The 12,719-nt window shown below is 36.2% G+C and carries 16 protein-coding genes; all 16 read left to right on the top strand.

What is annotated here, in order from left to right:
* The first annotated feature begins 536 nt into the window (after window positions 1-536).
* Window positions 537-788: a type II toxin-antitoxin system Phd/YefM family antitoxin gene (locus ACU5DF_RS02735; protein WP_045103946.1), complete on the top strand. Its 252-nt coding sequence runs from the start codon at window positions 537-539 to the stop codon at window positions 786-788.
* Window positions 778-1,065 (top strand): type II toxin-antitoxin system RelE family toxin, encoded by a 288-nt coding sequence (locus ACU5DF_RS02730; protein WP_446711679.1) that lies wholly within the window; start codon window positions 778-780, stop codon window positions 1,063-1,065. The genes ACU5DF_RS02735 and ACU5DF_RS02730 overlap by 11 nt, the downstream gene beginning before the upstream one ends.
* A gap of 769 nt (window positions 1,066-1,834) precedes the next feature.
* The gene (locus ACU5DF_RS02725) at window positions 1,835-2,245 is read left to right on the top strand and encodes a VOC family protein (RefSeq protein ID WP_446708297.1); all 411 of its coding nucleotides are present in this window, start codon (window positions 1,835-1,837) and stop codon (window positions 2,243-2,245) included.
* A 158-nt stretch (window positions 2,246-2,403) separates the two neighbouring features.
* Window positions 2,404-2,868 carry an ASCH domain-containing protein gene (locus ACU5DF_RS02720; protein ID WP_446711678.1) on the top strand — a complete coding sequence of 155 codons (465 nt, stop codon included), beginning with the start codon at window positions 2,404-2,406 and terminating at the stop codon, window positions 2,866-2,868.
* A gap of 152 nt (window positions 2,869-3,020) precedes the next feature.
* A complete protein-coding gene (locus ACU5DF_RS02715) occupies window positions 3,021-3,710 on the top strand; it encodes a hypothetical protein (protein WP_446711677.1) in 690 nt (229 codons plus the stop codon).
* A 144-nt stretch (window positions 3,711-3,854) separates the two neighbouring features.
* Window positions 3,855-4,370, top strand: coding sequence for a ClbS/DfsB family four-helix bundle protein (locus ACU5DF_RS02710; protein ID WP_446711676.1), 516 nt, complete (start codon window positions 3,855-3,857; stop codon window positions 4,368-4,370).
* Between the two features lie 156 nt (window positions 4,371-4,526).
* The gene (locus ACU5DF_RS02705) at window positions 4,527-5,063 is read left to right on the top strand and encodes a hypothetical protein (protein ID WP_446711609.1); all 537 of its coding nucleotides are present in this window, start codon (window positions 4,527-4,529) and stop codon (window positions 5,061-5,063) included.
* 777 nt (window positions 5,064-5,840) lie between these two features.
* Window positions 5,841-6,296: a YhfG family protein gene (locus ACU5DF_RS02700; RefSeq protein WP_446711675.1), complete on the top strand. Its 456-nt coding sequence runs from the start codon at window positions 5,841-5,843 to the stop codon at window positions 6,294-6,296.
* Window positions 6,289-6,891 (top strand): putative adenosine monophosphate-protein transferase Fic, encoded by a 603-nt coding sequence (locus ACU5DF_RS02695; protein WP_446711674.1) that lies wholly within the window; start codon window positions 6,289-6,291, stop codon window positions 6,889-6,891. Before ACU5DF_RS02700 ends, ACU5DF_RS02695 begins: the two co-directional genes overlap by 8 nt.
* Before the next feature lie 138 nt (window positions 6,892-7,029).
* Window positions 7,030-7,605, top strand: a complete 576-nt coding sequence (locus ACU5DF_RS02690; protein WP_105063943.1) for a class I SAM-dependent methyltransferase — start codon at window positions 7,030-7,032, stop codon at window positions 7,603-7,605.
* Between the two features lie 143 nt (window positions 7,606-7,748).
* A complete protein-coding gene (locus ACU5DF_RS02685) occupies window positions 7,749-8,219 on the top strand; it encodes a GNAT family N-acetyltransferase (protein WP_065611809.1) in 471 nt (156 codons plus the stop codon).
* Between the two features lie 133 nt (window positions 8,220-8,352).
* Window positions 8,353-9,165, top strand: coding sequence for an abortive infection family protein (locus tag ACU5DF_RS02680; RefSeq protein WP_446711673.1), 813 nt, complete (start codon window positions 8,353-8,355; stop codon window positions 9,163-9,165).
* 232 nt (window positions 9,166-9,397) lie between these two features.
* A complete protein-coding gene (locus ACU5DF_RS02675) occupies window positions 9,398-9,607 on the top strand; it encodes a DUF3892 domain-containing protein (protein ID WP_446711672.1) in 210 nt (69 codons plus the stop codon).
* Between the two features lie 12 nt (window positions 9,608-9,619).
* Window positions 9,620-10,036 (top strand): PD-(D/E)XK nuclease superfamily protein, encoded by a 417-nt coding sequence (locus ACU5DF_RS02670; protein WP_446711671.1) that lies wholly within the window; start codon window positions 9,620-9,622, stop codon window positions 10,034-10,036.
* Between the two features lie 378 nt (window positions 10,037-10,414).
* Window positions 10,415-11,592 (top strand): IS3 family transposase gene (locus ACU5DF_RS02665; protein ID WP_446711485.1). Its coding sequence is split into 2 segments (ribosomal slippage): window positions 10,415-10,682 and window positions 10,682-11,592, totalling 1,179 coding nucleotides; the frame shifts between segments, so codons are not numbered across the junction.
* Window positions 11,589-12,671, top strand: coding sequence for a PIN domain-containing protein (locus ACU5DF_RS02660; protein WP_446711670.1), 1,083 nt, complete (start codon window positions 11,589-11,591; stop codon window positions 12,669-12,671). Before ACU5DF_RS02665 ends, ACU5DF_RS02660 begins: the two co-directional genes overlap by 4 nt.
* The last annotated feature ends 48 nt before the right edge of the window (window positions 12,672-12,719 follow it).

Here is a 12,719-nt window from a genome sequence, read left to right as displayed (position 1 = left end):
GCAATTGACTATTATTACCAAAAGTTCATGGGTTTCAGAAACCAATTCAGGCTTCAATTGTTCATGATTTTGCCTCATTTTATCCTGCGTCAGTGTTTTACTTTCAATATTTCAATCCCAATTGTGGCGAGGATATTTGGTTTATCAGCACCAAACTGGCTGAAACCAAGTCGTACAAATGGAGTAAGAAAAAGGATTGTTTCGTTTCACAGTTATTGCTGTTGATTGGATATGTTGCTCGCTTAATTGAGCCAGTCTAATTAAACTCAGTTTACAGTAAATCTTGGTAAATCAATTCTTTACCAAGTTAATAGAAGCGTTGACAAAGATCGTGTAACAAATGCATCAACACGATTTGCTACATTCGGCGTTGTCAGTTTGCCTTTAGTTTCAGTGATTAAGGCGTTAAAATTCAGCTAGGTCTGTATAGTAGCAAACGTGTTATGCAGGCGTTATACGGCAAAAAGAAAAAAGTAGCAGTTCACATTAAAAAGGTCTAAAATTAGCTCTTAATTTAATACTAATTTGGTGGCGTTATGAGACAAGTTCTAGCTGATTGTTCAGCAAGTATTTCAGAGTTAAAGAAAAATCCTACAGCTCTTTTGAACGAAGCTGATGGCTCTGCTATAGCTATTTTAAATCACAATAAACCAGCGGCTTACCTAGTTCCTGCTGAAACTTACGAATTTCTAATGGATATGTTAGATGATTACGAGCTATCTCAGCTTGTTGAAAGCCGCAGACTTGATTTATCAGATGCTGTGGAAGTAAATATCGATGACTTATAAATTAAAATTCCTACCGGCAGCACAAAAAGAGTGGAGCAAATTAGCTCCGCCGATCAAAAGCCAGTTTAAAAAGAAGTTAATTGAGCGTCTCGAAAATCCTCATGTACCGGCATCAAAATTACGCGGTTATGATTCAGTCTATAAAATCAAATTACGTACAGCAGGCTATCGTTTAGCTTATGAAGTCATTGATGATGAAATTGTTGTTTATGTCCTAGCTATTGGTAAAAGGGACAAAGATGCAGTTTATAAGAAGTTAGCCTCGCGCTATAGTTAGCCGTATAACAAATGCATCAACACGATTTGCTACACTCGGCGTTGTCAGTTTGCCTTTAGTTTCAGTGATTAAGGCAGTAAAGTTCAGCTAGGTCTGCATGGTAGCAAACGTGTTATGCAGGCGTTGTGCGTACTGAGTCCGAAATTTTTTGCACGGTTCATCAATAGAGCCGAGGCTTTCGTAGTTTCGGCCTAGTAAGCGTAAATTTCTTCTTTGTTGCCTTTTGGTTTTCATTTCATCAGGTTCGGCAAATTTTCCCTTATTTCCCTAAATTCAGGCGTTTCAGAGGCTATTTTACGCTTCAATGGTTCTTTGGTTATGCCTCATTTTAGTTTGTATCAGTGTTTTATTCGCAGCATTTTCAATCCCAATTGTGGTTAGGATATTTGGTTTATTAGTTCCAAACTAGCTGAAACCAAGCCGTTCAAATGGTGTAAAAAATGTATCTGTTTTCCATTTACTTTATCTCGCAATTTAAGGATATTTTGTTCGCTTAATTGCTATCGGTAAATTAGAATCAGGGCTTAGAAAATCTTGGTAGGGCAGTTCTTTACCAAGCTAGCCAAGCCGAAAGTAAGCACGCACAACAATCGCATCAACACGATTTATTACACTCGGCGTTCTGGGTTTGCCTTGGGTTTCGTGATTAAGGCGGTTAATTCAGGTTGGTCTGCATGGTAATAAACGTGTTATGCCAGCGTTATATGCAAAAATGAGTTTATGAGCTAAATAGGGTAGAATTCCACTTTTGAACTGTAGTGAGCCACAAATGAATAAGCCCATCGAACAAAGAATTGGTAACATCGCCTTAGTTGTTGAAAATTATGATGATGCAATTGAATTTTATACTAAAAAACTTCAATTTGAGCTTATCGAAGATACGGATTTAGGCGGTGGTAAGCGTTGGGTTCAAATATCTCCACCTAATTCAACGGGTACAAATTTACTATTGGCTCAAGCAAGTAATGAAGATCAATTAAAATCAGTTGGCAATCAAGCGGGTGGTCGTGTTTTCTTATTTCTTCAAACCAATGACTTCTGGCGTGACTATGAGTTTATGAAAGCTCAAGGTGTCGAATTTACTGAAGAGCCGCGTATTGAAGAGTACGGTACAGTTGTTGTATTTAAAGACTTATACGGTACAAAATGGGACTTGTTGCAGCTAAATCAAGCTAACTAAGTCTGTAGCATATAACAATCGCATCAACACGATTTACTACACTCGGCATCTCAGGTTGTCGGGTGTTTCTCGTTTTAAGGCGTCAATTTTAAGTATAATTGCATAGTAGTAAACGTGTTATGCAGGCGTTATATTGCGAAAATAGTTAAGAGGATTTCATGGAAGAACAGTCTCAACTCTACTTGGATCAGTATCTAAGCTCACTTTCTGAAATTGAGCGTAACAAGTATCAATCATTCAGTTCAGACTATTTCTGTTCTGATGAGCATAATGCCAATTTATGTGCTGAATTAATCCGAATTGGTCAAAAGACAGCGACTTGTAGTTTAAATTTTTGGTACGAAACTGGTGAAGAACCAATGCCAACCGTTGGTCACTTGCAAGTGGTCGTTGATTGGAATAGGAAACCAATTTGTATCATTGAAATTGATTCAGTTGAAACGTGTAAATATAACGAAGTGACGGCTGAGTTTGCTCATGCAGAAGGTGAGGGCGACCGTTCATTAAAATGGTGGCGTGAAGCTCATTGGCGTTTCTTTGCTGCTGAATGTTCAGAGTTAAATATTCAGCCTAATGAGAACATGGTTCTTGTATTGGAACGATTTCATGTCGTTTATCAATAGGCAATATAACAAATGCATCAACACGATTTGCTACACTCGGCGTTGTCAGTTTGTCTTTATTTTCAGTGATTAAGGCAGTAAAATTCAGCTAAGTCTGTATCGTAGCAAACGTGTTATGCAGGCGTTATACAAATTGGAATAATGAGGAAATAATGAAGTTAGAGGTATTTGCTTCAATAAAGGCAACTTTATTAGCTATTTTTGGTACAGGTTTGTTTGCGAAGGCAGTACAGTTATACGGCTTAGGATATTATGAAGGCTTTATTGAAGGCCACGGCCTTGAATACTATTTATTTCCGATTGATTGGGGGGATACTGCTTTATGGGCTTACTTTGCTAGCCAAGACCTAGGAACAAAATTTTTAGGAGTTCTTGGAATAAGTCCCTTACAGTTTATTATGATAGCAATTGTTTTATTTTTTAGTGTCTTATTTAGCATGTACTACCCTAGATCTAGCAATGACATAGAAATTGAAAAAACTAACAGTGAAAAATCTTTAAAAGACAATTTATTCATTTCTATGATTGGCTCATATGCATTTATGGTAGCAGTTTGGCTATTCAGTCTTTTTGTCCTTATTTGGGTTTTTCTTCCCTCAATCGCATTTGAGCATGGAGAGGCGGTAGCTCAAAAACAAATGGGTAACTATAAGCAATTATGCGTAAAAGATAATCTTTATTGGAATAACAAATGTATATCGGTTTCAGTTAATGGCGTTGAGTATACTGGCATCATCATTGTTAGGAATGGCGACAGAGTAGGATTACTTACTAAAAATGGTGCTCTAACCTTTACTCTTGAGAAAACGTTCAGTTACTTCAACCTGAAGAATGAGCTGTAATTTGTATAACAAAGCAATCAACACGATTTATTACATTCGGCGTTGTAGGTTTGTCTTTGGTTTAGGTGTTTAAGGCAGTAAAATTCGGCTAAGGCGTCGTAGTAATAAACGTGTTATTGCGGCGTTATGTGAATGGAGTCTAAAATGTCCTCAGTCCCAAAAAATAAAGATGAGTTAGTTGATGCGATTAGCTCTATTTCATCTAAATTATTAGTTGATTATCAATCTATTCCATTGGAGTTATCTCGTGATTTGGAAATTGAAGGAAACGTAAAAAATACAAAAGTTAGTGTTTGCGATACTCTTTCATATTTAATAGGTTGGGGTAAGCTTGTTCTTAAATGGTATCAGCTAAAATCAGATGGAAAGCCTGTAGATTTCCCTGAAACCGGTTATAAATGGAATCAACTAGGTGAATTAGCTCAAAGCTTCCAAGCTCATTATAAAGATTGGGATTTCGTTGATTTACAGCTTGAGTTTAAATCGACAACTAAAGAAATTTTAGATCTAATTAATAGCCTTGATAATTATGCTTTATATGAAATCCTGTGGTATGAGCAATGGACGTTAGGACGAATGATCCAATTTAATACGTCGTCACCAATGAAAAATATGAGAACAAAAGTAAGACGCTTTAAAAAGACTCATGGGATCAATTAGGCAATTCACATAACAAATGCATCAACACGATTTGCTACACTCGGCGTTGTCAGTTTGCCTTTAGTTTCAGTGATTAAGGCGGTAAAATTCAGTTAAGTCTGTATCGTAGCAAACGTGTTATGCAGGCGTTATGTGCAAAAAATATGGAAAGTTAACATGCTAAGTTCATTGTTTATTTATGTAGAACAAAGACAGATTTTATATTCTGGGCGATTGGAAGTATCAAAGCAAGCGGCCAAAAAGTTATTTTCAAGAATTGGTACTGGTTATTATACAAAGGAAGAAGAAAGAACAGTTATCTTTGTATTGAAAAATAATAATTATATTGATGGATACGGTAAGGAGTTAAGGTTTATTCCAGGTAAAAATTACAAACCTAATGAATTACCGAAACATTTGAGAATAACTTTTATATCAATAGCATTATTATTCTTTTTATATGGTGTATACGGAGTTTACGTGAATGGGTTGTATATACCGGGTAAGAGAAGTGATGGTGTTTTACTAAAAGATGAATCTGCGTTGATTATGCTTGGGGCTTTTATTTGTTTTGGCTTATCTCTAATTTCGATAGTGGTTGATCACTATGACAAAAGAGACAATGAATATAATTACCAGCTAGTTTTGAGAACACTAACTTCTTTTAGCTGGGTACTTGGTGTTTGTGCAATAATGTGGAATATGTCTACATAAGCACATAACAAAGCAATCAACACGATGCTATTTACATTCGGCATTCGCGGTTTAGAGTATAATTGGTTTTGTTAGTCGGTCTTTCGCACGTGTTATTGCGGCGTTGTGCGTACTGAGTCCGAAATTTTTTGCACGGTTCGTCAATAGGATCGAGGCTTTTGTAGTTTCGGCTTAGTAAGCATTCCTTTCTTCTTTATTGCCTTTTGGTTTCCGTATTATCAGGTTCGGCAAATTAGCCCTTATTTCCCTAAGTTCAGGCGTTTCAGCGGCTATTTTACGCTTCAATTGTTCTTTGGTTATGCCTCATTTTAGTTTGCATCAGTGTTTTGCTCGCAGCATTTCCAATCCCAATTGTGGTTAGGATATTTGGTTTATCAGTTCCAAACTAGCTGAAACCAAGCCGTTCAAATGGCGTAAAAAATGTATCTGTCTTCCATTTACTTTATCTCGCAATTTAAGAACATTTTGTTCGCTTAATTGCTATCGGTAAATTAGAATCAGGGCTTAGAAAATCTTGGCAGGGCAGTTCTTTACCAAGTTGACCAAGCCGAAAGTAAGCACGCACAACAATCGCATCAACACGATTTATTACATTCGGCGTTCTGGGTTTGCCTTGGGTTTAGTGATTAAGGCGGTAAAATTCAGGTTGGTCTGCATGGTAATAAACGTGTTATGCCAGCGTTAACTGCTTCTTTGTTAATTTAGCTTTCAAATATGGTAATCATTCTCTTTGAGTAGTAGACTAATATTATTTCCGCATAAATGTGCGAGGTAAGCATGAAGTACGAATTATTAGTTTTAGCTGCAATGACACGATTGGAATCTCCAAATACTCAAGCTATCGTGGCTGCAACTGGGATCTCTGAACGTAAAGTACAATCCGTAGTTAACTCATTAGTTGAAAATTTAGGCTTAAATATTGAAAGAGAGCGCCAAGGGCGAACCTTCCGTTTTTCTATTAATAGCTGGGGCGTTTTTGAGTCAGGGAAAGCGATTCAATCTCAACTTAATGACATTGATTTAGTTATGCCAAGTAATTCAATGCTTTCTTCTTACGAAGAAAAACATGCCTATTTCGAGCAAGTCAAAATGGATAACTTTAAAGAAAGTATGCGTTTAGAGGGACATTATGTTGCCAGTGGTTTCGACTTATCACTCGACAAAGAAGAACAACGTCAAATTCTGTTAAACAAATACTCAAACGTAAATTCGTTAGAGGCGCTCAATGGTTGATAAATATGGGACAACTCAAGATCCTTATACTTACGAAAATAGTACGGTTCTTGTTAATAAGCTCAATATCAGCAATGAAGCAGTATTAGAGGCTGCTGAACGTGATTTAACAACGTTAGCTGCAATGTATGTGGAGTTTCAATTACCTCCTTACGATTTCAGCTACCTGCGTTCAATTCATCACATTTTGTTCTCCGATCTATTTGAATGGGCAGGCGAACTAAGAACGATTGATATTTCAAAGGGAAATACACGTTTCTGTAATGTAGCTAGGATTGAAAAAGAAGCGAATAATCTGTTTTCAATGTTAGAAAAAGATAAGTATTTAGTTGACCTTTCATACGATGAATTTCTAACTAAATTAGCTGAGTATTATTGCGACATTAACGTTCTACATCCATTTCGAGAAGGTAATGGTCGTGCTCAGCGTTTGTTGTTTGAGTACATTGCAATTAATTGTGGTTACAATATTAATTTTTTTGGCATTACGTCTGAGCAATGGGTATCTGCAAATATCCATGGTTATCATTGTAATTATGTGCCAATGAAAGAGCTGTTTTCTGTTTGTGTAACTAAAGCTGAAAAGCGCAGTTAACAATCGCATCAACACGATTTGCTACACTCGGCGTTGTCAGTTTGCCTTTAGTTTTAGTGATTAAGGCAGTAAAAGTCAGCTAGGTCTGTATCGTAGCAAACGTGTTATGCAGGCGTTATATGATTTAAGGAGAAATCTTTGAGTAATTGGGATGATGTTGCTGGTAACGTTGAGTTTAATCTTCAATTAATCAGCGAGTTACTTATTAATACAGTTCCATATTCTAGCCAAGTTCTTGATTTTGGTTGTGGGTATGGAAGAGTAACTAATGAGCTCTATGACTTAGGTTATAAAAGTATTTGTGGTGTTGATTCTTCATTGGAAATGATTAATCGTGGGAACAATGAATTCCCGCATCTAGAGCTGAACTACTCAAAAGGTTCACCGCTTCCTTTTTCTGATTCTTCCTTTGATGCTATTGTTACATGTGCCGTTTTTACGTGCATTCCAGAAGAGCAAGCTAGGGTAAATGTTGTTTCTGAGCTACTAAGAATTTTAAAACCAAATGGAGTCATTTATTTAGCTGAATTTTGCTCTGATGAAAGTGTTTTTTTTACTTCTGGTGTTGGGGTTCCAATGTGGCACGGATCTCAAGCTGAAATTGAAAATATAGTTGATGGGTCTGTACTAGAAAAGTCTATTATTGTTAATAATCAAACGATGACAGGGCATAATAGTAAAGCTTGTCACGTAGTGGTTAGAAAAATCATATAACAAAGCAATCAACACGATTTACTACATTCGGCGTTGTAGGTTTGTCTTTAGTTTCAGTGATTAAGGCAGTAAAATTCAACTAAGTCTGTGTCGTAGTAAACGTGTTATTGCGGCGTTATGAGAATTAAGGGATAATTTTAAATATGGATATCAAAATAGATGATTTGAATGGCGGTGAAGTTGTTCAGTTATTAAAAGAACACCTGGAAGATATGTATGCAACGTCTCCTCCTGAAAGTGTGCACGCATTAGATGTCAGCGCTCTAAAAGTACCTGAGATTACGTTCTTTAGCTGCTGGAAAGGTGAGCAGTTATTAGGTTGTGCAGCAATTAAGGAATTGGATTCAAACCATGCGGAACTGAAATCAATGAGAACCTCTAATCATGCGCGAAATTTGGGTGTAGGTACGCTTCTTCTCAATCATGTATTAAATGTTTCATCGGATAGGGGTTATAAGAAAATTAGCTTGGAAACCGGTTCACAAGAGTTCTTCAAACCAGCTCGTAATCTCTATGAAAAATTTGGTTTTCAATATTGTGATCCCTTTGCCGATTACAAACCAGATCCACACAGCCAATTTATGTCGTGCACACTGGGTGAGACATTCTCATAACAAATGCATCAACACGATTTGCTACATTCGGCATTCTAGGTTTCTTTGAGTTTACCGCGTTAAGTGGTAAATTTAGGCTTAATCTGCATGGTAGCAAACGTGTTATGCAGGCGTTAGGTGTAAAGGAGGAAATGTGAAAAATATTATCCCTAATTCAGTTATAGGGGCTGTTTCTAGTGTTATTGCTAAACATTATTACAGTCATAGCAAAATAGAAAGTTTGTTTATGGAGTTTGGTGCACCTGGAGATGTACCTGAAGGTAACTGTGAGAAAAAATGTGCAGCTTGGTTGCGAAGATGCAATGACGACCCTGCGGTTGACGGTTTTATTGTTCTTGGCGGTGTTATTCAGGCTTACATGGACGCTGAAGTTACATCTAGATCATTGTTTGCTAATGAGGTCGATGAATTAAAAGAAGGTAAGGCTAGGATTATTAGCTCGTTAGAAAAGAATCAGCTTACCTATCAGACGAATGGTTATATTGTAAAATCCGGTTCGACGGTTATAACAAAAACACTAGAGCAATACCTAAAAGCAGGTGATTTTTCTTCCGTTGAAAAAGAGTTTGAGCGTGCTTTACGTAATATAAATACTGATCCTCATGCATCAGTTACAGCTGCTAGTTCAATTATCGAGGCTGTTTTAAAATATTATATTGAAACTCGTTCACTGGAAATGCCAAGGAAAATGAACATTGCTCCTTTATGGAAAACTGTCCGACAAGATTTGGCTTTAAATTCAGATGTACAACTGAGCGATGACCAAAATAAAATATTAACAGGTATAACATCAATTATTGATGGAGTAGGTGCGTTTAGATCACATATAGGTTCTGCTCATGGGAGAGGGATTTCCCCGCCTCAAATCTCAGTATCGGAAGCTCGTTTAGCTGTAAATGTAGCTCATAGTGTAGTGACATTTATTATGGAAAAAATGGGTGAATAACACCTAACAATCGCATCAACACGATTTGCTACATTCGGCGTTCTAGATTTCTTTTGGTTTACCGTATTAAGTGGTAAATTTAGGCTTAATCTGCATGGTAGCAAACGTGTTATGCAGGCGTTAGCTCAATTTTTCATCAAAAGTTACATCTCATCTTGATTTTGGTACAAATTAACACCATATCTATTTGTGAGACTATGGTTGTCTCACTTTTAAATCAGTTGAGGTTTTTATGGCTAAGAACATTCGTGGTAATAATGATGGTAGTAACGGTGAAAATGATTCGTACACAATTGCTGGCCGAGGAGTTGTGAATCGTGGGACTCTAGTTCAGGAAACACGTAATGGACAACATCCAAGGCATCATGTTGTTCATATTAATGGTGAAGATTATGTGCGTGCAAATCCTGACTCACAAAACTCTAATAACGTGAATAAGTAATGTGAGGTTAGAATGTCTAGAAATGATCTATTAAGTGATATTACTAATATCATAGAAAGCTATGGCTTTGCTCAATCAAGCAATCAACATCCAATGACTTACCAACGTTCAATTAAGTATCCTAGTTTAATTGATGATAAAAATGATACTGCACATTTTATCTTGTATACAGCGACTGAACGTATTCAAGTTATGGCCAAATGGCAAGAAGTTGGTGGCACTGCAATTGAAAAATTAGGTTATACCGTTCTAGATGCTGCTCGTACTGACTATGAGCGTTATTGGGTAGTATGTGGCGGAGATAAGTTAGTTAGGCGTGCAATTGATTTTTTGAATGGTCAAAAAAAGCAAGCGCCGAAATTATTAGCAATGGACGTTAATACACTAGAAGACTTTTTGGCTGATATAACCGCTGGAGAGTTAGTATAATCTAACATACTTTAACTAAGTGGATTTAATTTATATTTGAATCCACTTTATATATAAATAAGTATACCCGTTAAGCCTAGCTATAAGAAAAATCAAGCTAACAATCGCATCAACACGATTTGCTACACTCGGCATTCTAGGTTTCTTTGAGTTTACCGTATTAAGTGGTAAATTTAGGCTCAATTTGCATGGTAGCAAACGTGTTATGCAGGCGTTAGCTCTATCCTTACTTTTGTGGAAATTTCTCTTAAAGAGGTGTTATGAAAATTTTTATTGATACAAACATATTTTTTAATAATTGGATGTGTAGTGGCATAGTGAATTTGGCCACCTAATTAGAAATGATATAATCATTTCAGAATTAAATAGGTGTACATAATGACAAAACGTCCAAGAAAGAACTATAGCGCAACATACAAGTTAGAAGCCGCTCAGTTAGTCATTGAGCAAGGATACTCAATTACTGAAGCTTCCCAGGTTATGAACGTAAGTAAATCCGCGATGACTAAGTGGGTTCAGCAGCTAAAAGATGAGTTAAGTGGAGTGATGCCAGCGGCATCTCCCATCACTCCCGAACAAATAGAAATTCGCGAGTTAAAAAAGAAACTTGCTCGTCTCGAGGAGCATAATGAAATACTAAAAAAGGCTACGGCTCTGTTGATGTCAGACTCACTGAACAATTCGCATTAATAGATAAACTCAGGCAGAGCCACAGTATAAGCATTCTTTGTGAAACCTTTGGTATTCATCGGAGTAGTTATAAGTATTGGAAGGCAAAACCAAGAAATATTGACGGTGAATTATTAGAGCTATACTCAGAAGTTAAAGAAGTACATCGCATTAGTAATGGCTCTGCTGGGGCGAGAAGTATAGCAAAAATGGTATCCCAAAGAGGGATACCACTTAGCCGCTATCGTGCGACTAAGTTAATGAAATTGCTTAATTTAGTAAGCACGCAAATACCGAAGCATAATTATAAGAAAGCGGATCATGAGAGTATTATTGCCCCTAATTTATTGAAACGACAATTTGACGTTAAGCAACCAAATCAAATTTGGTGTGGTGATGTCACTTACATTTGGATTGGTACAAGGTGGGCTTATTTAGCTGTTGTTATTGACCTATTTTCACGAAAACCGATTGGTTGGTCATTGTCACTTTCACCTGATAGTAACCTTACAGCGAAAGCACTTTCAATAGCGTATGAATTACGAGGAAAACCATCAAATGTCATGTTCCATAGCGATCAAGGTTGCCACTATACAAGTTTAAAGTTCAGGCAAAAATTATGGCAATATCAAATAACTCAAAGCATGAGTCGTCGTGGTAATTGCTGGGATAATAGTCCAATGGAAAGATTCTTTAGAAGTTTAAAAAGTGAATGGGTTCCTAAGAATGGATATAAAAGTTTTGCTGAAGCAAAACATTCAATAACCAAATATATAATTGGTTACTTCAGTAATATCAGGCCTCATCAGCACAATGATGGATTACCACCTAACCTTGCAGAGCAACAATATTGGTTAGAATATAAAACGGTGGCCAGTTTTACTTGACCACTACAATGCTTAGAGGTGCTCACTTTCAGCTTCTTTCAAATTATGTGTTAAACACTGATTGTACCTTACTTGTTTCTGACGTTGTTATAAAAGAGACTGAAAATAAGTTTAAAAGAGAATTAGAAAAAACAAAAAAAGAGTTGGAGCATTTAGCAAGTAAAGTAGGCCAGTTTACAGAGTCACATTTCACCATTGATATGAGTCAACTCCCAAGTGATTCTTATGATTTTGAAACAATTATTCGTAACAACTTCCCTAATTTTAGAACAATTTCATGTGAAAGTGTCGATAATGAAAAGCTAGTTAAAAAAGCTATCCTTATAAAACGACCTTTTAGAGAAAATGAAAAAGGTTATCGTGATGCTGTTATTTGGCATTCTTTGATAAATTATTTGTCAGAAAATACAGTGCCAGACGACATCGTGTTAATAACAAATAATTCTTCAGATTTTTTTGTTAAAAATGGCGAGAATTTCGAACTTCATAAAGATCTGTTGGACGATCTCGAAGAATTAAGCTTAAACAATAACTTTAAAGCATATAATTCACTAAAATTATTTATTGGGGAAAATGTAAATGAAGCATTACATGGTTTTGTTCATGAAGATAGCGATGAATTAGAGGAAAGATATGGCGAAATTATTGAAGAGGAATTCGAAAGTTTTGCTACTAGCTTTATGAATAATCTAGAAATTAATACGATAAAAGAAATATTTTCTGATTCTAATTGGAGAACTGATTATCTTGATATTATGAAGTCTTCACGGTTTGAGGTTTGGGAAGGGATGGAAGATCCATCAGTTTTTAGGTGTTTCAAAATTGATGATGACAAGATAGCATTTGAATATTCTTTTAATTTAAGACGTTGTACATTAGAGTTTTCGCTAAATACTAGCGATTATATTGTAAATAAGTCAGGTATAAATGAAGTATTTATCGGCTCTGCTGTTGAAATTGACGATGATATTACGTTTGTGTACAGGTATCCGAGAACATACTTTACAGGTAGTGGTGTTCTTAATTTAACAGATGAAAGTGTTGAACAAATTCGTATTGATGACGTGTTGCTTAGATAAAGCTAACAAATGCATCAACACGATTTACTACACTCGGCATCTCAGGTT

It is taken from the genome of Aliivibrio wodanis, from assembly GCF_052920805.1.
This window is presented reverse-complemented; position numbering and strand designations above follow the sequence as displayed.